The organism is Microbacterium sp. 69-7, assembly GCF_001897985.1.
GTDB classification, from domain to species: Bacteria; Actinomycetota; Actinomycetes; order Actinomycetales; family Microbacteriaceae; genus Microbacterium; species Microbacterium laevaniformans.
Window position 1 is genome coordinate 81,960 of record NZ_MKRU01000059.1, and the last position, 19,968, is coordinate 101,927.

At 70.4% G+C, this 19,968-nt stretch carries 17 protein-coding genes; 12 read left to right on the forward strand and 5 right to left on the reverse strand.

Translation table 11 applies throughout. The features are described from left to right. The first annotated feature begins 44 nt into the window (after positions 1 to 44). From BGN98_RS05970 to BGN98_RS05985, 4 genes are all read left to right on the forward strand, one after another. Positions 45 to 1,577: a DNA-3-methyladenine glycosylase 2 family protein gene (locus BGN98_RS05970; protein WP_288120209.1), complete on the forward strand. Its 1,533-nt coding sequence runs from the start codon at positions 45 to 47 to the stop codon at positions 1,575 to 1,577. Beyond that, the gene (locus tag BGN98_RS05975) at positions 1,574 to 2,068 is read left to right on the forward strand and encodes a methylated-DNA--[protein]-cysteine S-methyltransferase (RefSeq protein ID WP_288120210.1); all 495 of its coding nucleotides are present in this window, start codon (positions 1,574 to 1,576) and stop codon (positions 2,066 to 2,068) included. The genes BGN98_RS05970 and BGN98_RS05975 overlap by 4 nt, the downstream gene beginning before the upstream one ends. A 366-nt stretch (positions 2,069 to 2,434) precedes the next feature. Beyond that, positions 2,435 to 4,300, forward strand: a complete 1,866-nt coding sequence (locus BGN98_RS05980; protein ID WP_288120212.1) for an ABC transporter ATP-binding protein — start codon at positions 2,435 to 2,437, stop codon at positions 4,298 to 4,300. Further along, positions 4,297 to 6,114, forward strand: a complete 1,818-nt coding sequence (locus BGN98_RS05985) for an ABC transporter ATP-binding protein (RefSeq protein WP_288120213.1) — start codon at positions 4,297 to 4,299, stop codon at positions 6,112 to 6,114. Before BGN98_RS05980 ends, BGN98_RS05985 begins: the two co-directional genes overlap by 4 nt. A 137-nt stretch (positions 6,115 to 6,251) precedes the next feature. On the opposite strand, the gene BGN98_RS05990 is transcribed toward BGN98_RS05985, so the two are convergent. Beyond that, complete coding sequence (locus BGN98_RS05990; protein WP_036291155.1) at positions 6,252 to 6,704, reverse strand: GNAT family N-acetyltransferase; 453 nt, start codon at positions 6,702 to 6,704, stop codon at positions 6,252 to 6,254. A gap of 208 nt (positions 6,705 to 6,912) precedes the next feature. Here BGN98_RS05990 and BGN98_RS05995 point away from each other — a divergent pair, with 208 nt between their 5' ends. Beyond that, a complete protein-coding gene (locus BGN98_RS05995; protein ID WP_288120215.1) occupies positions 6,913 to 9,129 on the forward strand; it encodes an NADP-dependent isocitrate dehydrogenase in 2,217 nt (738 codons plus the stop codon). A gap of 90 nt (positions 9,130 to 9,219) precedes the next feature. Here BGN98_RS05995 and BGN98_RS06000 read toward each other — a convergent pair whose 3' ends face one another. Both BGN98_RS06000 and BGN98_RS06005 read right to left on the reverse strand, forming a co-directional pair. Further along, on the reverse strand, positions 9,220 to 10,728 hold the full coding sequence (locus tag BGN98_RS06000; protein ID WP_036291151.1) for a L,D-transpeptidase family protein: 1,509 nt from the start codon (positions 10,726 to 10,728) through the stop codon (positions 9,220 to 9,222). Positions 10,729 to 10,834: 106 nt separating this feature from the next. Beyond that, positions 10,835 to 11,284 carry a hypothetical protein gene (locus tag BGN98_RS06005; protein WP_288120217.1) on the reverse strand — a complete coding sequence of 150 codons (450 nt, stop codon included), beginning with the start codon at positions 11,282 to 11,284 and terminating at the stop codon, positions 10,835 to 10,837. 111 nt (positions 11,285 to 11,395) lie between these two features. Between BGN98_RS06005 and BGN98_RS06010 the strand changes: the two genes are divergently transcribed. From BGN98_RS06010 to BGN98_RS06040, 7 genes are all read left to right on the forward strand, one after another. Further along, complete coding sequence (locus BGN98_RS06010) at positions 11,396 to 12,571, forward strand: ROK family transcriptional regulator (protein ID WP_036289581.1); 1,176 nt, start codon at positions 11,396 to 11,398, stop codon at positions 12,569 to 12,571. A 58-nt stretch (positions 12,572 to 12,629) separates the two neighbouring features. Continuing rightward, on the forward strand, positions 12,630 to 13,907 hold the full coding sequence (locus BGN98_RS06015; RefSeq protein WP_288120219.1) for an extracellular solute-binding protein: 1,278 nt from the start codon (positions 12,630 to 12,632) through the stop codon (positions 13,905 to 13,907). A 135-nt stretch (positions 13,908 to 14,042) separates the two neighbouring features. Beyond that, positions 14,043 to 14,969: a carbohydrate ABC transporter permease gene (locus tag BGN98_RS06020; protein WP_036289584.1), complete on the forward strand. Its 927-nt coding sequence runs from the start codon at positions 14,043 to 14,045 to the stop codon at positions 14,967 to 14,969. Beyond that, on the forward strand, positions 14,969 to 15,808 hold the full coding sequence (locus tag BGN98_RS06025; RefSeq protein ID WP_288120220.1) for a carbohydrate ABC transporter permease: 840 nt from the start codon (positions 14,969 to 14,971) through the stop codon (positions 15,806 to 15,808). The genes BGN98_RS06020 and BGN98_RS06025 overlap by 1 nt, the downstream gene beginning before the upstream one ends. Continuing rightward, on the forward strand, positions 15,808 to 16,764 hold the full coding sequence (locus BGN98_RS06030; RefSeq protein WP_288120221.1) for an ROK family protein: 957 nt from the start codon (positions 15,808 to 15,810) through the stop codon (positions 16,762 to 16,764). Before BGN98_RS06025 ends, BGN98_RS06030 begins: the two co-directional genes overlap by 1 nt. After that, positions 16,757 to 17,536, forward strand: coding sequence for a glucosamine-6-phosphate deaminase (locus tag BGN98_RS06035; RefSeq protein ID WP_288120223.1), 780 nt, complete (start codon positions 16,757 to 16,759; stop codon positions 17,534 to 17,536). Before BGN98_RS06030 ends, BGN98_RS06035 begins: the two co-directional genes overlap by 8 nt. A gap of 83 nt (positions 17,537 to 17,619) precedes the next feature. After that, complete coding sequence (locus BGN98_RS06040; protein ID WP_288120224.1) at positions 17,620 to 18,255, forward strand: hypothetical protein; 636 nt, start codon at positions 17,620 to 17,622, stop codon at positions 18,253 to 18,255. 10 nt (positions 18,256 to 18,265) lie between these two features. Here BGN98_RS06040 and BGN98_RS06045 read toward each other — a convergent pair whose 3' ends face one another. Both BGN98_RS06045 and BGN98_RS06050 read right to left on the reverse strand, forming a co-directional pair. Then, complete coding sequence (locus tag BGN98_RS06045) at positions 18,266 to 19,627, reverse strand: FAD-binding oxidoreductase (RefSeq protein ID WP_288120225.1); 1,362 nt, start codon at positions 19,625 to 19,627, stop codon at positions 18,266 to 18,268. 13 nt (positions 19,628 to 19,640) lie between these two features. After that, on the reverse strand, positions 19,641 to 19,961 hold the full coding sequence (locus tag BGN98_RS06050; RefSeq protein WP_288120227.1) for a YrdB family protein: 321 nt from the start codon (positions 19,959 to 19,961) through the stop codon (positions 19,641 to 19,643). Positions 19,962 to 19,968: the final 7 nt, after the last annotated feature.

Genomic DNA, 19,968 nt, shown 5'->3' on the forward strand with positions numbered 1-19,968 from the left:
GATTTCCGCGAGCGGGTGGCGCGCAGCCGTGTCAGGCTGGACGCATGCCCCACGTCGACGCCACCGCCGCGATGACGTTCGACGAGCGCTACCGCGCCATCGACGCCCGTGACGTGCGCTTCGACGGTCAGTTCGTCACGGCCGTCCGTTCGACCGGCATCTACTGCCGTCCCAGCTGTCCCGCGCGCACGCCCAAGCCTGCCAACGTCACGTTCTATCCCACGTCGGCCGCGGCCCACGAGGCGGGGTACCGGGCCTGCAAGCGGTGCCTGCCGGAAGCCGCGCCCGGCTCGCCCGCATGGGACCTGCGCGGTGACATCGCCGGACGTGCGATGCGGCTCATCGCCGACGGCGTCGTCGAGCGTGAGGGCGTTCCGGGGCTCGCGCGCCGCCTCGGCTACTCGGCCCGCCACCTCGCGCGCCTGCTGACCGCCGAGCTCGGCGCTGGCCCCCTCGCCCTCGCCCGCGCTCAGCGGGCCCACACCGCGCGGATGCTCCTCGTATCCACCGACCTGCCGGCCGCGGACGTCGCCTTCTCCGCCGGATTCGCGAGCGTCCGTCAGTTCAACGACACGGTGCGCGAGGTGTTCGGCCTCTCGCCGAGCGATCTGCGTGCGCGCCGACCGGCGGCGGCGCGCACGGTGAGCGCCCCGGCCGCCGGGACGATCGATCTCGTCCTGCCCTACCGTGCGCCCTTCGACGCCGCCGGGTTGTTCGCCTGGATGCGCGCCCGCGCCGTCGCGGGCGTCGAAGATGCCGGTGCCGACTCCTTCGCCCGCGTCCTGCGTCTGCCCGGCGGTCCGGTGTGGTTCGCGATCCGGCTCGACGGGGCTGGGAAGCTGCGGCTGAGCGCCCGGTTGACCCACCTCGGCGATCTTCCTGTGCTGGTGAGCCGCGTACGGCGGCTGTTCGACCTCGACGCCGACCCGACGGCGGTGGATGCCGCGTTGTCGGCGCATCCTGCCGTCGCGCCGCTGGTCGCCGCGACCGGCGGCATCCGGGTGCCCGGCGCCGCCGACCCGCACGAGATGCTCATCCGCGCGATGATCGGTCAGCAGATCACGGTCGCCGCAGCACGTACGGCCCTGACCGCCCTGACCGACGCGCTGGGGGAGCGCGTGGCGTCGCACGACGGCCTGGACCGCCTGTTCCCCACGATGGCCGCCATCGCCGCGCACGGCGCCGAGGTGCTGCGCGGCCCTGCCGCGCGCATCCGTGCGGTCACCGGCGCGGCCGCGGCGCTCGCCTCCGGCGAGCTCGACCTGGGGCCGGGTGATGACAGTCTCGCGCAGCGCGCGGCCCTGCTGGCGCTGCCGGGTATCGGCCCCTGGACCGCCGACTACGTGCGCATGCGCGTGCTGGGTGACCCCGACATCACGCTGCCCGGCGACGTCGCCGTCCGCGCCGGAGCGGCAGCCGCCGGCATCCCCGCCGATCCGCGCGGGTACGAGGCCTGGGCCGTCCGCACCGCGCCGTGGCGCAGCTACCTCACCGCTCACCTCTGGCGCGCCGCGCCGTTCACCGTGTCCCGCGCGCCCCGCGCGCACACCGCACCCCGCGAACGGAGCCCCCGATGACCGCGACGATCCAGACGATCCCCACCCCCGACGGACCCTTCACCCTGCTCGTCGACGATCACGCTCGGGTGCTGGCAAGCGGATGGAGTGCCGATCCCGCGGCCATCGTCGGACGCATCGCTCCCGCGCCCGCGGACATCCGTGAAGGCGACACGGATGCCGCGTCCGCCGTGGACGCGTACTACGCGGGTGACCTGACGGCGATCGACACGGTCGCCGTCGCCCAGACCGGCACCGCTCTGCAACTCGAAGGGTGGGCGGCGTTGCGCCGCATCGCCGCGGGCCACCCCCTCACGTACGCAGAGTTCGCCGCCGCGCTGGGACGGCCCGCGGCCGTGCGCGTCGCGGCATCGATCTGCGCTCGAAACGCCCCGGCGCTGTTCGTGCCGTGCCATCGCGTGCTGCGCACCGGCGGCGCCCTCGGCGGATTCGCCTGGGGGCTCGAGGTCAAGCGCGCCTTGCTCGCGCGGGAGTCGGTCGCGCGCGCCTGACGCGCCACGGTGAAAAAACCCTTGCCCTGCGCGAAGCCAGCGGCATAGGCTGGAGGGCTGTCGCGCCCGTGTGAGAAACCGCGTGGGTCGCAGTCCCCGTTCACCGACTCCTTGGAGGAAGCCATGTCCACGGCCATCGTCATCACGAAGCCCGCCTTCCTCCGTCCGTCGAACGCCGCCCCGGCCGCGTTCGAGGCCGCCGGAATCGGTCGGGGATAACGCGCCGCGCGTCCTCCTTCGGCGGCATCGTCCCGCCGCGCGTTAACTCCGACAGGGCCTCCTCGTCCTGCCGCGCCTTCGTGCGCCCACTCGTCACCTCCGCCGGCCGCGTGACCCCGGCATCCGTTCCACCCCTCCGCAAGGATCATGACCTCCTCCTCAACGCCCTCCGAGCTCACCCCTCCCGTCGAGCGCCTGTCGACGGTGCGCGCGCTCGCGCGTCTCTACCCCCTCGCCCGGTCCGTTCTGCCCCGGCTCGTGCTGGGCGCCGTCAGCGCGCTCGTAGCGAGCCTGCTCGCTCTGTCCATCCCGCTCGTGCTCGAAGTGCTCGTGCAGGGCCCGATCGCCGCGGGCGCCAGCGCCGCGGGCGATCGCAGCCAGCTCGTGTGGGGCGCCGCGCTCATCCTCGTGCTCGGGCTTCTCGAAGCCGTCATGGTGTGGCTGCGGCGCTGGTTCGTGCTCGCACCGTCGACCAAGGTCGAATACGACCTGCGCACGAGCTTCTACGAGCGCCTTCAGCGCCTGCCGGTCGCGTTCCACGACCGCTGGCAGTCGGGCCAGCTGCTCTCGCGCATGATGCAGGACATCAGCATGCTGCGACGCTGGATGGCCTTCGGCATCGTGCTGCTCGTCGTCAACCTGCTGACGATCCTCGTCGGCATGGCGCTGCTGTTCCGCTGGCACTGGGCGCTCGGCGTCACCTTCCTGATCGTCTGCGCCCCGCTCTGGTACGCCGGCTACCGGTTCGAGAAGACCTACGGCACGCTCGCGCGCCAGAGCCAGGACCAGGCCGGAGACCTCGCGACCAGTGTGGAGGAGAGCGTCCACGGCATCCGGGTGCTCAAGGCGTTCGGGCGCGGAAAGCACGCCCTGCTCAAGTTCACCCGTCAGGCCGAGACCCTCCGCGAGACCGAGCTGAGCAAAGCGCGCGCCGTCGGCTGGATCTGGTTCTGGCTCGTGCTGCTGCCCGAGATCGCGTTCGCCCTGTGTCTCGGCGTCGGCATCGTGCTGCAGCAGCTCGGCCAGCTCGGCATCGCCGAGCTCGTCGCGTTCTTCGCGATGGCCACTGTGCTGCGCTGGCCGATGGAGTCCATCGGCTTCCTCTTCTCGTTCCTGCTGGATGCCCGCACCGCCAGCGACCGCATCTTCGAGGTGTTCGACGAACAGAACACGATCACCGATCCCGCAGCGCCCGTCGCGCTGGGCAGCTCGCGCGGTGCACTCGCGTTCGAGGGTGTGCACTTCCGCTACCAGGATGCCGGGGACGGCGAACGGGATCTGCTCGACGGCATCGATCTGATGCTCGTCCCGGGCGAGACGATGGCGCTCGTCGGACTCACCGGATCGGGAAAGACGACCCTGACCACTCTGCCCGCACGTCTGTACGACGTCACCGCCGGGCGGGTGACGATCGATGGCGTGGACGTGCGCGATCTCACTCTGAAAGAGCTGCGCACCCACGTCGGCATGGCCTTCGAGGATTCGACGCTGTTCTCCCAGACGGTGCGCGAGAACGTGCTGCTCGGTCGCGAAGACCTGGTGCCGGGCAGCGCGCAGGCCGAGGACGTGCTGCGTGAGGCGCTCGCCGTCGCACAGGCCGGTTTCGTGGACGAGCTGCCCGACGGGGTCGACACGATCATCGGCGAAGAGGGGCTGTCGCTCTCGGGCGGCCAGCGCCAGCGTCTGGCGCTGGCGCGCGCGGTCGCGGCGCGCCCTGCCGTGCTCGTGCTCGACGACCCGCTGTCGGCGCTCGATGTCGACACCGAGGCGCTCGTGGAGGACGCCCTGCGCGAGGTGATGGCCGACACGACGACCCTCGTGATCGCGCACCGTCCCTCGACCGTCACGCTCGCCGACCGGGTGGCGCTGCTCGAAGAGGGGCGCATCACCGCCGTCGGCACCCACGCCGAGCTGCTGCGCACCAGCGAGCACTACCGGCACGTCATCTCGAGCCTCGAGGATGCCGAAGCAGAAGAGAACGCCCGCCTGCGGGAGACGGAGGTGAACCTGTGAGCACGGCATCCGTCGCCGGAACCACCGGTGAAGATCGCTCGGACTACACGCGCGACGAATCGCGCGCCATCCGGCAGCGTTCGCTGCGACTGCTGGGATCGCTCGTCGATCCGCTGCGGTGGCAGCTCGTGCTGGCCCTCGTCGTGCTCGTGGTCTCCACCGCGCTGCGCGTGGCCGGCCCTGCCCTGATCGCCTACGGACTGAACACCGCGTTGCCGCAGGCGATGCAGGACGCCGACTGGATGCCGACCATCGTGATCGTCGTCGTGTACCTCATCGCCGGCGTTGGCGGTGCCGCGCTCATCGGCTGGTACGCGGTGGTCGCCGCGCGCCTGACGCAGGCCGTCATGCTCGATCTGCGCACCCGGATCTTCCTGCACACGCAGCGACTCAGTCTCGAGTTCCACGAGTCGTACACCTCGGGGCGCATCATCTCGCGTCAGACGAGCGACCTCGACTCCATCCGCGAGCTGCTCGACGGGGGCCTGAACGAGCTCGTCTCCGGCGTGCTCTACGGGGCGTTCACCCTGATCGCGCTGCTGCTGCTGGATTGGCACTCGGGCGTCATCCTCGCGATCGCCGGCATTCCGCTGTACCTGCTGATGCGCTGGTTCTACCGCAACTCGCAGCGCGCATACCGCGAGTCGCGGGTGGTCAGCGCCAAGGTCATCGTCAAGTTCGTCGAGACGATGACCGGCATCCGCGCCGTCAAGGCATTCCGCAAGGAGCCGCGCAACGACGAGGAGTTCGGTGATCTGTCGGGTCAATACCGTGACGTCAACATGCGCTCGCTGCGTCTGTTCGGCACCTTCGAGCCGGGGATGATGGCGGTCTCGGCCTTCGCCGTGGCCGGTGTGCTGCTGTGGGGCGGGCTGCGTGTGGTCGACGGTGCGCTGCTGGTGGGAACGCTGCTGGCCGCCGTGCTGTACGTCCGCAACTTCTTCTCGCCCCTCCAGGAAGTCGCGATGTTCCTGAACTCGTACCAGTCGGCGACCGCCGCGCTGGAGAAGGTCTCGGGTGTGCTGGAGGAGCGGCCCACCGTGCCCGACCCGGCACGGCCGGTCGACCTGTGGAAGGCCGCCGGGCACGTCGAGTTCCGGGACGTCGTCTTCGGCTACTCCGACGAGCGCACGATTCTGCCGCACTTCTCGCTCGACATCCCCGCCGGTCAGACCATCGCCCTGGTGGGAACGACCGGGGCCGGCAAGTCGACGCTCGCCAAGCTCGTGTCACGGTTCTACGACCCGTCGCGAGGCGCCGTGACACTCGATGGCGTCGATCTGCGGGAGCTGCACCCCAAGGACCTCCGTCGCGCCATCGTGATGGTCACGCAGGAGGCGTACCTGTTCAGCGGCACGGTCGCCGACAATATCGCGCTCGGAAAGCCCGACGCGACGTTCGAGGAGATCCGCGCGGCTGCCCGTGCCGTCGGCGCGGACACCTTCATCGAGCGGCTGCCGGACGGGTACGACACCGACGTGAACAAGCGCGGCGGTCGCGTGTCGGCGGGACAGCGCCAGCTGATCTCCTTCGCCCGCGCCTTCCTCGCCGACCCCGCGGTGCTCATCCTCGATGAGGCGACGGCGTCGCTGGACATCCCCAGCGAGCGGCAGATCCAGGCGGCGCTGCAGACGCTGCTCGCCGACCGCACCGCGATCATCATCGCGCACCGGCTGTCGACCGTGTCGATCGCCGACCGCGTGCTGGTGATGGAGCACGGCCGCATCATCGAGGACGACACCCCCGCCAGCCTCATCGCCGGAACGGGCAAGTTCGCGCAGCTGCACAGTGCGTGGAAGCAGTCGCTCGTCTGACGCTGCCGACGCGGCCATCTCCGCAACCGCAGATTCGATCACGATAGAGCGCGCGGCGTCGCCGACGCAAGAGTTTTGTCGAGATTGGCAACAAACAGGATCGTCGGGCGGTTCCCTGGCGCCCGGCTCGGCTGTTCCTACAGACGGACTTCGGCGACGACCTCGCCGAACTCGGTCTCGCCGACGGGGGTGAACCCGACCCTGCGGAAGAACGCATCGGGGCCGCCCTGCCCCTCCTCGTAGATCACGTGGACGTGGTCCATGCCGCGGCTGCGGGCCTCTTCCAGGAGCTGCTCGACGGCGAACCGGCCGACCCCGCGGCCCTGGTCGTCGGCGTCGACGTTGATGCGCCACAGCACGGAGCGGAAGTGCTCGTGCAGGGCGTCGGGATCGAAGTTCGCGCTCACGAAACCGACGACCTCGTCACCGTCGAGCACCACGCGCTGCCACGCGGTGCTGGGGTTTGCCACCGTGCCGGCGACGGCATAGCTGGTGGGGGCGAGATACTGCTCCTGCCCCGGTTTGAGCGACATCGTGTTGACGGCGACGATCGTCGCGGCGGACAGTTCCTCGAGGCGCAGCTCGGTCATGCCCTCAGGCTACCCCGGGCGAAAGCGCGGGGGCACCCTCCGAATGGTGAGAAAACCCCCAGCGCTGCGCGTGCGCAAGAGGATGCCGAGGAGCGGGGCGAGAATTATCTTGACGTCAAGATAGTTTCCGTCGATGCGATAGCCTGGAGGCGACCCCGCGACGCTCACCACGACGCCCACGACGACGCTCACGACGGAGAGATCACACGTGCCCGAGTCCACCATCATCTACACCCACACCGACGAAGCGCCTGCCCTGGCGACGGCATCGTTCCTGCCGATCGTGAAGGCCTTCGCCGGGCAGGCGGGCGTCGAGATCGACACCCGCGACATCTCGCTGGCCGGCCGCATCCTCGCCGCTTTCCCGCAGCGCCTCGCGCCCGAGCAGCAGGTCGGCGACGCCCTGGCCGAGCTCGGTGGACTCGCCACCCTTCCCGAGGCCAACATCATCAAGCTGCCGAACATCTCGGCATCCATCCCGCAGATGAAGGCCGCGATCGCGGAACTGCAGTCGCAGGGCTACGACATCCCCGACTATCCCGACGACGCGTCCACGGTCGAGGAGAAGGACATCCGCGCCCGCTACGACCGCATCAAGGGCTCCGCGGTGAACCCCGTGCTGCGCGAGGGCAACAGCGACCGCCGCGCACCGCTCGCGGTCAAGAACTACGCCAAGAAGCACCCGCACCGCAACAAGCCCTTTGCGGCCGGGTCCAAGACCCGCGTCGCCACCATGGGGCACGACGACTTCAAGAGCAACGAGAAGAGCTGGATCGCCGCGCACGACGACGTCCTGAGCATCCGTCACACCGCCGCCGACGGCACGGTCACGGTTCTCAAGGAGGGGCTGAAGGTCCTGCCGCGCGAGGTCGTCGACGCCACGTTCCTCTCGGCGAAGGCGCTCGACGCGTTCCTCGCCGACACGATCGCGCAGGCCAAGGCGGAGGACGTGCTGTACTCCGTGCACCTGAAGGCCACGATGATGAAGGTCAGCGACCCGATCATCTTCGGCCACGTCGTCCGCGCGTTCTTCGCCGACGTCTTCGACGCGTACGGAGAGCAGCTCGCCGCGGCGGGTCTCAACGGCAACAACGGACTCGGCTCGATCCTCGCCGGTCTCGGCGAGCTCGCCGACGGCGAGGCGATCTCCGCCCGCATCGCACAGGACCTCGAGACCGGCCCCCGCCTCAGCTACGTCAACAGCGACAAGGGCATCACGAACCTGCACGTGCCCTCCGACGTCATCGTCGACGCCTCGATGCCGGCGCTCGTTCGCAACGGCGGCAAGCTGTGGGGCGCCGACGGCGCCGAGGACGACACCATCGCGGTCATTCCCGACTCGTCGTACGCCGGCGTCTACCAGGCCGTGATCGACGACGTCATCGCCAACGGCCCCCTCGACCCGGCGACGATCGGCACGGTGCCGAACGTCGGCCTCATGGCCCAGGCCGCCGAGGAGTACGGCAGCCACGACAAGACCTTCGAGATCCCGGCCGACGGTGTCGTCGAAGTGCTCGACTCCGCCGGCACGGTGCTCATCGAGCACCACGTCGAGAAGGGTGACATCTGGCGGGCGACCCAGGCCAAGCACATCGCGATCATGGACTGGGTGCGCCTCGCCGTCACGCGGGCCCGCGCGACCGGCGTTCCCGCCGTCTTCTGGCTCGACGTCAACCGCGCCCACGACGCCCAGCTCATCGGCAAGGTGCACCAGGCGCTCGCGACGCTCGACACCGGCGACATCACGATCGTGATCCTCCCGCCCGAGGAGGCGACGCGGTACACGCTGGCGCGCCTGCGCAAGGGTGAGGACACCATCTCAGTCACCGGCAACGTGCTCCGCGACTACCTCACCGACCTCTTCCCGATCCTCGAGGTCGGCACGTCGGCGAAGATGCTCTCGATCGTCCCGCTCCTGGCCGGCGGCGGCCTCTTCGAGACGGGCGCGGGCGGTTCCGCGCCGAAGCATGTGCAGCAGCTGCTCGAGGAGGACTACCTGCGATGGGACTCGCTCGGCGAGTTCTTCGCGCTGGCGGCATCCTTGGAGCACCTCGCCGAGTTCACCGGCAACGCGAAGGCCAAGATCCTCGCCGACACGCTGGATGCCGCGACCGGCACCTTCCTCGAGGAGGACCGCTCGCCCGGCCGCTCGCTCGGAACGATCGACAACCGCGGCAGCCATTTCTACCTCGGCCTCTACTGGGCTCAGGAGCTGGCCCGCCAGACGGCGGACGCCGACCTCGCCGCCGCGTTCGCGCCGGTGGCGGAGAAGCTGGCGGCCGCGGAGCAGCAGATCGTGGCAGAGCTGAACGGCGTGCAGGGACACCCGGTCGACATCGGCGGGTACTACCACCCCGACGTGGCCAAGGTCGCCGCGGTGATGCGCCCCTCCGGGACGCTCAACGCGGTCATCGACGCGCTCTGATCCACAGGCGAATACGAGAAGACGGCCCGGGGTGATACCCGGGCCGTTCTCGTTGCGGCGTGCGCGGCGAGCCGAAACGCGTCGCGAGCGTCAGTCGTGGATCCAGACGTCGACTCCCGTCGGCGACCAGTCGTAGATCTGCTTTGCGCGGTAGTTCGGCATGCCCACGCAGCCGTGGCTCTGCGGCGTGCCGAAGTTGTTGTGCCAGTAGACCCCGTGGAACGCCTCATCGCCGTTGAAGTACATGACCCACTCGACGTTGGGCACGTCGTAGTTCCAGTACGGGTTGTTCGGATCGGTGCTCGTCATCGTCTGCGAGCGGATGTGGCTGTTGATGCGGAAATGGCCCGTGTACGTCGGAGACTGCGCGACGCCGCTGGAGATCGGCCACGAGTCGACGACGCCGCCGTTCTCCTTCAGATACAGCATCTGCTCGCTGAGGTTCACCTCGAGCAGGCGCTGCAGCGTGACGGTGGATGCCGGGGTCAAGGTCACCGGCAGGACGAAAGCGGCCCTGCCTGCCGTCAGCTGCGCGGCGAACTCCTTCGCCACCGCGCTCGTGTCGCCGAGCGTGCGGCCATCGGCGCCGGGGACGCTGGTCTCGAGCACCGTTCCGTCGGAGTTGGTGATGACGGTGCCGTTGGCGGGGGCGCGGTTGACGGCCGCGGGCAGTGCATCGACGGAAGCCTGGATCTTGGCGGCATCCGCGCTGATGGAGAACGTTCCCGATGCGTCGGGCGTGATCTTCAGCCACGACGCGGCCGTGGCCGGGTCGACCGGCACGGTGCGCTCCTCGCCGACGTAGAAGCCGATCGTCTGCAGCATGGCGTTGAGCTGATCGGCTGCCGACTGGGCTCGTTCGCTCGTCGCTGGCGCGGCGACCGGCACGCTCGCGGCCGAGACCGTGACGGTGCTCTTTCCCGCGACGAAGGCGTCGTGCACCGCGGCGGCGATCGCGTCGAGGTCGAGTCCGGTGCCGGCCACCGCCGGCGTCACGGTGTACGCGGTGCCGGTGAACGACACCTGCGCGGGCACGGGGGCGGTGAAGGCCGAGGGCAATGCCGCACGCAGGGCGGCCTCTGCGCGGTCGGCGTCCAGCGTGACGGGGGCGTCGAGCCCGTCGCCGAACCACTGGGTCACGTTCCACATCGGCCGCGCAGCGAACGCGCGGTCCGCGAGGCCGTGGGCATCGACGGTGGCGCCCAGCTGTGCGGCCGTGACGGTCGGTCCTCCTTCGCCGAGAACCACGGTGGTCGCGCCCAGCCGCTGAGAGATCGCGTCGGTGGCTGCTCCCGCCGTGAGGAAGCCGACGGGAACGCCCGCGATCGCGGTGCCGGGGGCGATGAGGACGAGTGAGGCCGTAACGGCGCCTGCGGCGACGACGGCCGCGGGAACGCCGATCCACAGCCAGAGGCGCTTCTTCTTGCGCGGCGGTTCCGCGGGTGCCCACTGCAGCGGCGGGACCTGCGCGGGGGCAACGGCGGCGTCGTCGATCGTCTCGATCGGGCCGTCGAGCACGGCGGTCGCGGCGGTCGGAGGGCTCGCCGAGGAGGCGTCGGGCGAACCCTCTGCCTCTCGTTCGGTTGCAGGATCGGTCACCTAAACACCCCCGTGTTCTGCGCGGCCGCGCCCTCCCATGGTACGGGATGCGCCTCGTTCGCCGTCAGAGGCCGCCATCGGGGTGCGCCCGCGCTCCTGTCGAGGATCAGGAAGCGGGACAGGCGGCGGCGAACGCGCTCAGTGCCGACTGGATCTGCGCGGCGGCGCTCTGCAGCGACGCCAGGCGGGAGAGGTCGCCGCCCGCGATGGCGGACAGGTCGGCGGATGCCGTCGTGAAGCCCGATCGCAGCGGCGGCAGCAGATCGGCGACGCTGCGGTTGCCCACCGCTTGCGCGGCGTCGTCGAGGCGGGCGGCGACCTCGTCGAAGGCCGTCACCGCCGACGACGGGTCGCCGGGGTCGAGGCGTTGCACCTGGGCGGCGGCGTCCTGGACACTCGCGCGGACCGTCTCGCACGCCTGGCTCGTCGTCTGGGTGTCGCCGCCCGACGGCGCGGGGCCCGTCCCGCCGTCGGCGGCGCACCCGACGAGGCCGGCGAACGCTACGGCGGTCAGGAGGATCGCGGCGAGGCGGCGGGTCCGTGTCGTGACGGTCAACAAGCTCTCTCCTCTGGGCGGGCGTCGCGCAATGTAACAGTTTTGTAAATCGTCCTTCCGAATCCGCGTCGACGCTTGCGGATGCGGCTTTCGTAAGGTCTACTAACAAACATGTCCGGATCTGATCTCCCGCGCGGCGCCGTCGAGGCGACATCGCCGGCCCGCTCCATCGTGGCGGGTCGCGCACTGCGCCACGCAGCGAAGGTGCTGCCGGAGCATGCGCGGGCGCACAATCGCGCGCTCGTGCTGCAGACCCTCTTCCACCAGGGTGCCATGAGTCGCGCGGACCTTTCCCGTGAGACGGGTCTGACCCGGGTGACGATCTCCGATCTGGTCGCCGAGCTCATCGACGACGGCTACGTGGCCGAGCGCGGGATGCGCGAGGTGACGGGGCCGGGAAAGCCCGCGATCCTCGTCGACCTCGATCGGGAGGGCCACCGCATCGTCGGGCTGGACCTCTCGGGCACCGACCGATTCCTCGGCGCGATCCTCACGCTCGACGGAGAGATCGTCGCGCGTCGGGACGTGACGGTACCGGCGGACCCCGCCGACATCCTCGGCGCCGTCATGGAGCTCGCGCGTGGCCTCGTGGCCGACGCGCACGCGCCGGTCCTCGGCGTCGGCGTCGGCAGCCCCGGCATCGTGGACGATCGCGGCGTCGTTCTCACGGCGCCGAACTTCGGATGGCAGGGCGTCGACCTGGAAGGCGCTCTGCGTGCCGACCTGGGGCTGCCGGTGCTCGTCGCCAACGACGCCAATGCGGCCGTGCTGGCGGAGTACACCTTCGGCGGAGCCGCCGACGACGTGCTGTTGGTGCGCGTGGGTCGAGGCGTCGGGTCAGGCCTGCTCGCGGGTGGTCAGCCCATGGCCGGCAGTCGGTTCGCCGCCGGAGAGATCGGTCACGTCACCGTCGGCACGGACGGCGGCCCGCGATGCGTGTGCGGAAAGGTCGGCTGCCTCGAGGCGTGGCTGTCGGTTCCGGCGCTGGAGGCGCGCGTGGCCGAGCCCGGCGCCGACCGCGACGCGGTGCTGCGCGACGCCGGGGCTCGTCTCGGCATCGCCCTCGCCCCGATCGTGGGCGTCCTCGATCTGTCGGAGATCGTCCTCTCCGGCCGGCCCGATCTTCTCGACGCAACCCTCGCGACCGCGACCGTCGAGACCCTGCGCGCCCGGACGCTCGCCTCGTTCCACGACGGCGTCCAGGTGCGGATGACGGCGCAGGGGGAGGACATCGTCCTCCGCGGCGCGGCCGTCATGGTCCTGTCCGGACAACTCGGGGTGTCCTGACCCCATCACCGCGGGGCACAGCGCCCCGACACCACCAAGAGAGACAAAGGAAGACACCATGAACAAGAAGCTCGGCGCCTTCGCGCTCCTCGGCGTTTCGGCTGTCGTTCTCGCCGGCTGCGCGGCCGGAGACTCGGGCGGCAACGACGCCTCCGGCACTCCGGCGCCGGCCCAGCTGCGCGTGTGGTTGAACGGCACCGACACGCCGCAGGATGCCCGCGACTATCTCGTGAAGACCTTCGAAGCCCAGAATCCGGGCTCGACGCTCGTCATCGAGGAGCAGCAGTGGACGGGCCTGGTCGACAAGCTCACCACGAGCCTGTCGTCCAACGACACGCCCGACATCGTCGAGATGGGCAACACCCAGTCGCCCGCGTTCACCTCCAGCGGAGCACTGCTGGACATCTCCGACATCAAGGACACCATCGGCGGCGACGACCTGCTGCCCGGCTTCGTGGAGGCCGGCTCGTGGGACGGCAAGCTGTACGCCGCGCCGTACTACTCCGGCGCCCGCATCGTGTTCTACAACACGGCCCAGTACGCCACCGCCGGCGTGCAGGTGCCCACGACCCTCGACGAGTACGTGGCCAGCGGCGAGAAGCTCGCGCAGGCCCTGCCCGGGGTCTCGGGGGTCTACTTCCCGGGCAAGGACTGGTACAACGCGCTGCCCTTCATCTGGGAGAACGGCGGCGAGGTCGCCGTGCAGAAGGACGGCAAGTGGGAGGCGCAGATGTCCAGCGACGCCTCGGTCAAGGGCATCGAGCAGGTGCAGCAGCTGATGACCACGGCCTCGCTCGCCCCGAAGGACGGCGACGAGACCGAAGCCTGGGTTCCGTTCCGCACCGAGAAGGCGGCCACCCTGTCGGCGCCCAGCTGGGCGTACTGGTCGATCGTCGCCGATGAGAACAAGGCCGACACCGCCCTGACCAAGACCGTGGGCTTCTACGCGCTGCCGGGCAAGAACGGAGGCGCCGCGCAGGTGTTCGCGGGCGGCTCCAACATCGGCATCTCCGCCAAGTCGGCCCACCCCGAGCTTGCCAAGAGCGCGCTGGAGATCATGCTCAGCGACGACTACCAGACGCTGCTGGCCAAGGCCGGCCTCGTGCCCGCCAAGAAGGCCCTCGGCAGCCAGGTCGCCGCGGCGACTCCGGAACTCGCGAAGATCATCTCGGATGCCGCCGCGAACGCGAAGCTGACGCCGGCCTCGCCGAAGTGGGCGGACGTGGAGGCGAAGGGCCTGCTGCAGGACTTCTTCGTCCAGGTCGCGGCCGGCGGTGACGTCAAGACGCTCGCCACGGCTCTCGACGAGCGGATCGACTCCATCCTCAACGGCTGAGCCCGCTCGACCCGTCTGCGTGTCGACTCGTCGCTACGCTCCTCGCTCAACGATCGGCGGTGGTATCGCCTCCCCGGTCGTTGAGCGGGCGCCGCGAGTCGAGATGCCCCCGACACCCACGAAAGGAGAGCCGACATGACCACCGCTCACGCGCCCGCGGCATCTCCGCGTCGGCGGCGCCGCGACCGCACGCCGCTGGTCCTGTTGCTGCCCGCCCTGGCGATGCTGCTGGTCTTCATCGGCTGGCCCCTCGTGCAGCTGATCGTCATGTCGTTCCAGAAGTACGGGCGCGAGCAGGTCTTCGGCAAGCCGCCCACCTTCGTCTGGTTCGACAACTACGTGCGTGTGCTGACCGACTCCGAGTTCTGGGTCGTCCTGGCCCGCAGCTTCGGTCTGATGGTGGTCTGTGCCGCCGCCACCATGGTGCTCGGGGTTGCGATCGCGCTGATGATGACCTCACTCGGCCGCGTGATGCGCACCGTCGTCTCGGTGGGGCTGCTGCTGGCCTGGGCGATGCCCGCGCTCACCGGCACCATCGTGTGGGGCTGGATCTTCGACACGTCCTACGGCCTCGTCAACTACGCGCTGACGCGGATCACCGGGCAGAACTGGATCGGACACAGCTGGCTGTCCGACCCCCTCAGCTTCTTCGGCGTCGCGGCGATCATCATCACGTGGGGCGCGATCCCGTTCGTCGCGTTCTCCACCTATGCCGGGCTCTCGCAGGTGCCTGACGAGGTGCTCGAGGCGGCATCCCTCGACGGGTCGGGCGCGTGGCAGCGGTTCCGCTTCATCGTCGTGCCCTACATCCGCTCGATCCTCGTCGTGCTGCTCATCCTGCAGGTGATCTGGGACCTGCGCGTGTTCGCACAGATCTATGCGCTGCAGACCGTCGGCGGCATCCGCGCCGACACGAACACCATCGGCGTCTACATCTACAGCGTCTCGATGGCCACCGGCGATCTCGGTTCGGGAGGCGCGATCTCGGTGATCCTCGTCGTCGTGCTGCTCGCCATCTCCGCCTACTACATCCGCACCATGCTGACCTCGGAGGACGACTGATGAGCGCCCGCACGAGACGCGCCACCGGGCGTGTGCTCCTCAACCTCGCCGCCGTCGTCGTCTTCGTCTGCTCGGTCTTCCCGGTCTACTGGATGGTCAACACCGCCTTCCTGCCCGGCTCGGCCGTCAAGAGCGAGACGCCGCACTTCTGGCCCGACCAGTTCACCCTGCAGAGCTTCCGCGCGGCCTGGGACGGCGGGTTCATGCCGGCGCTGTGGGTCTCGCTCGCCGTCACCGTGCTGACCGTCGCTGCGGCTCTGGTCTTCGCCTTCCTCGCCGCCATCGCGGTCTCGCGCTACCGCTTCCGTTCCCGCAAGAGCTTCATCGTCGCGATCCTCGTGATCCAGATGATCCCCGCCGAGGCGATGATCATCTCGACCTTCCGGGTGCTCGACGGCTGGCACCTGCTGAACACCGTGATCGGTCTGTCGGCGGTCTACATCGCCATGGTGCTGCCCTTCACGATCTGGACCCTGCGCGGGTTCGTCAACGGCATCCCCGCCGACCTCGAGGAGGCGGCGATGATCGACGGGTGCAGCAGGGCACAGGCCTTCTGGCGCGTGACCTTCCCGCTGCTCGCGCCGGGACTGGTCTCCACCGGGATCTTCGCGTTCATCCAAGCGTGGAACGAGTTCATCTTCGCCCTCGTGATCATGACCCGCCCCGAGGCGCAGACGCTTCCCATCTGGCTGCGCAGCTTCGTCCAGGCGACGAAGGCGACCGACTGGGCCGTCGTCATGGCCGGCTCGACCCTCATGGCCATTCCGGTGATCATCTTCTTCCTCATCGTGCAGGGCAAGATGACCAGCGGTCTCGTGTCGGGAGCGGTGAAGGGCTGATGCGACTCGGATTCGACGTCGGGGGCACCAAGACCGACGCCGTGGTTGTCGCGTCATCCGACCCGCGCGGCGGCGACGCGTCGGATCAGCGGATCCTCGCTCGTGTGCGCCGGGCGACCGGGTGGGGCGCGGATGCCGTGATCACGACGATCCTCGACGCGGTGGACGAGCTGGCTGCCGCCGTCGCCATGCCCCCTGCCGCCTTCACCTCGCTCGGCGTCGGGATGCCGGGGCAGGTCGCTCCGGGAGGCGCGGTGGTCGCCCATGCGGTGAACCTCGGCATCGACGAGCTCGATCTGGCCCTCGCACTCGGGCCGCGCCTGGGCATTCCGGTGCGGGCCGAGAACGACGTCAAGGCCGCTGCCGTCGGTGCCTCGGTGCTGCGCGGTGCGGACACGCTGCCGTCGATGGCGTACCTCAATCTCGGCACCGGCATCGCCGCCGGCTTCGTGCACGGCGGCCGACTCTGGCGGGGCGTCCACGGAGCCGCGGGGGAGGTCGGACATATCTCCGTCGATCCGACGGGACCCCTCTGCCGCTGCGGACAGCGCGGCTGCATCGAGGCCTTCAGCGGGGGAGCCGCCGTCGCGGAGCGATGGGGCCGGCCCGCGGCGCTGCCCGTGCGCGACGTGTTCGACGCCGCCGACGCCGGCGACCCGCTCGCCGTGGAGCTGCGCCGCGGGCTCGCGTACGGCGTCGCGTCGGCGGTCCGCGTGATCGTGCTGTCTACCGATGTCGACGCCGTGGTGCTCGGGGGAGGCGTCACGGCGCTCGGCGACCGTATGCTGAGGCCCGTGCTCGCCGAACTGGACACCAGCGCCGCGGCATCCCCGTTCCTGCGGTCGCTGCGGCTCAGCGAGCGCGTCGATCTGCTGCCGCCGGGATCGCCCGCGGCGGCACTGGGCGCCGCCATCCTCGGCGCCGAATCCGAGCAGGAGGCTGTTTTCCATGGCTGAAGTCGTCATCGTCCCCTCGGCCGCGGATGCCGGGGCGCTCGTCGCCGACGAGATCGTCCGCCTCATCGCGGCACGCCCGGACGCGGTGCTGGGGCTGGCGACCGGGTCGACTCCGCTCCCCGTCTACGAGGCGCTGCGGCCCCGGCTCGCCGGCACCGACGTGTCGCGGGTGCGCGGGTTCGCCCTGGACGAGTACGTGGGCATCGACCCGCGGCATCCGCAGAGTTACCGCTCCGTCATCACGACGGAGGTGGTCGAGCCGCTCGGCCTCGATCCCGAGCGCATCCACACGCCGAACGGTGATCTGGCGAGCATCGCGCACGCCGGAGAGGACTACGAGCGGGCCATCGCCGACGCGGGCGGCATCGACCTGCAGATCCTCGGGATCGGCACCTCCGGTCACATCGGCTTCAACGAGCCCGGGTCCTCCTTCGCGTCGCGGACGCGCGTGAAGACGCTCATCGAGCAGACCCGACGCGACAACGCCCGCTTCTTCGACTCGATCGACGACGTGCCGATGCACTGCATCACGCAGGGGCTCGGAACGATCCTGTCGGCCCGTCACCTGTTCCTCCTCGCCTTCGGCGAAGGCAAGGCCGCGGCCGTCGCGGGCGCCGTCGAAGGCCCCGTGACGTCGTCGCTGCCGGGGTCGGCGATCCAGCTGCACCCCCACGTGACCGTGGTGGTCGACGAGGCCGCGGCGTCGCGCCTGGAGCATGCCGACTACTATCGCTACGCCTACGCCAACAAGCCGGCCTGGCAGGGCCTCTGACGGCGCTCATCCGTCCCCTCTCGCCGGTAGGCGTCGGCGAAAGCGACATGACGGGACGGATGAGCCGCGGTAGGGTCGGGGCCATGACGGATGCCGAGATCCGAAAGCCCGTGCCCGCATGGATCTGGGGCGGTGCGCTGCTCGCCGCCAGTGCGGTGGTGCCGACGGCGGTGCGGGCGGTGGCGCCGGGAGGCTTCGGCTCGGGCGTCGCGATCGTGACGGCGGTGCTGTTCGCGGCATCCCTCCTCGTCTTCGCCTTCGGGCTGCGCGGGCAGGGATCGATCGTCGCACGGCGTCCTTCGGGAATGGCGGCGCTGCTCGTGCTCGCGGTCCTCCCGCCGATCGTCGAGCTGGCGCTGTCGGCCCTGGCGACCGAGCAGGACATCTCGCTCCTGCAGATCGTGTCGTTCGCGCAGCTGGCCGTCAACGCCGCCGCGGCGCTGGTCGCTGTCGTCGCGATCGGGCGCGCCGCCGTCGTGCCGCGACCGTGGCAGTGGGCGCCCGCTTGGGGGCTCGCGGTGATCGTCGCCACCTCGGCGCTGCCCCAGATCGTGCTCGTCGGGGCGTCGGGTCAGGACCCGCAGGGGCTCCTGTGGCTGTTCGCGCTCGGATCCCTCGTGATCCTCACCGTGCCGCTGGCGCTGGGAATCCTCGCCATGGTGCTCGGCGCGCGCGGACAGGCCGCTCCGAGCCCGCAGATCTACCCGCCGGCCGTCTGAGCGCTCCAACTCAGTCGGTGAAGACCTTGCCCGGATTGAGGATGCCGAGGGGGTCGAAAACCCGGGTGATCTCGCGCTGCAGCTGCCACTGATCCTCGCCGAGCTCGTCGACAAGCCAGCGGCGCTTGAGCACGCCCACCCCGTGCTCGCCGGTGAGGGTGCCGCCGAGGCGCAGCGCCGAGCGGAACAGCTCGTCGGCGGCGCGCCACACGATCTCGGGCACCTCATCGCCGTCGAAGACGAAGTTGGGGTGCAGGTTGCCGTCGCCCGCGTGGCAGACGGTCGGGATCACGAGGTCGTAGGCGCGCTCGATGCGCGCGATCTCGTCGAACATCGCGGGCAGGGCGCTGCGGGGAACCGACACGTCCTCGATCAGGGTCGTGCCCATCGCCTCCATGGCCGGGTGCATCGAGCGGCGGATGGTCCACAGCAGCTCGGCCTCGGCGTCGTCGCGCGCCGCGCGCACGGCGCCTCCGGCCGCCTCCAGGACCGCGCAGATCGCCTCGGCGTCGACGGATGCCGACGGGCCGTCGGTCTGCACGGTCAGCTGCGCGGCGCCCGGCGGGGGAGCGGGCAGATCGAGAAGGCGGTGCACGGCCGCGAGGCAGGCGGCATCCATCAGCTCCATGATCGCGGGCTGGGCGCCCGACGCGGTCACGGCGGCCGCTGCGGCGGCGCCGGCGCGAACGTCGGGGAAGAGGGCCGTGAGGGTGCGTGCCCGTCCGGGGACGAGGCGCCGCAGCTTCAGCGTTGCGCCGACGACGACGCCGAGCGTGCCCTCCGAACCGATGACGAGAGACGTCAGATCCAGGCCCGTCACGCCTTTGACGCTGCGGTGTCCGAGGCGCAGCAGCCGGCCGTCGGCGAGCACGAGGTCGACCCCGAGGACGGCGTCGCGGACGACACCGTACTTCGCGCACAGCAGGCCGCCGGCGCCCGTCGCGATGTTGCCGCCGACCGTCGAGATGGCACGACTGGCAGGGTCGGGCGCCCACCACAGCCCGTGCACGACGAGGGTGTCGTTGAGGTCGGCGTTGAGGATGCCGGGCTCGACAACCGCCAGCAGGTCGTCGGCGCGCACCTCCAGGATGCGGTTCATTCTGCGCATCGACAGCACGATCTCGCCGGCACCGGCGTTCGCGCCGCCCGCCAGCCCCGTGCCCGCGCCGCGGATCACGACGGGCGTGCCCGTCGCGGACGCGATGCGCATCGTCGCCTGGACGTCGGCGACGGATGCCGCGTGCACGATCGCGATCGGCGGCCCGGCGGCTGCGTGCCCGGACTTGTCCGCGCGTGCGGCGTCGAGGGCGGTGGGGTCGGTGTCGATGCGATCGGCGAGCTCGGCGGTGAGCAGGTCGAGGACGGCGCTCATGATCTGGAGTGCCTCAGGCGGCGAGTCGGCGTCGGCCAGAGACCAGTCCGCCGGCCACGGCGACGACCGCGTACGCCAGGCCGATCCAGGCATTGCCGCTGGTCCACCAGACGATCGTCGCGGAAGCGTAGACGAGGAGCTCGACGAGGGCCCGCACGAACGGGTGCACGGCGAAGACGGCACGGGGCGAGACGAACAGTGCCCACAGCAGGATCGCGATCAACGGAGCGCCGATTCCGGCGACGATGTTCCAGGGGAACGGCCAGGCGGTGAAGCCCCAGACCGCGAGGGTGGCGAAGGCGAACAGTTCGCAGAGGAACGCGAGCAGATCCACCGCATCC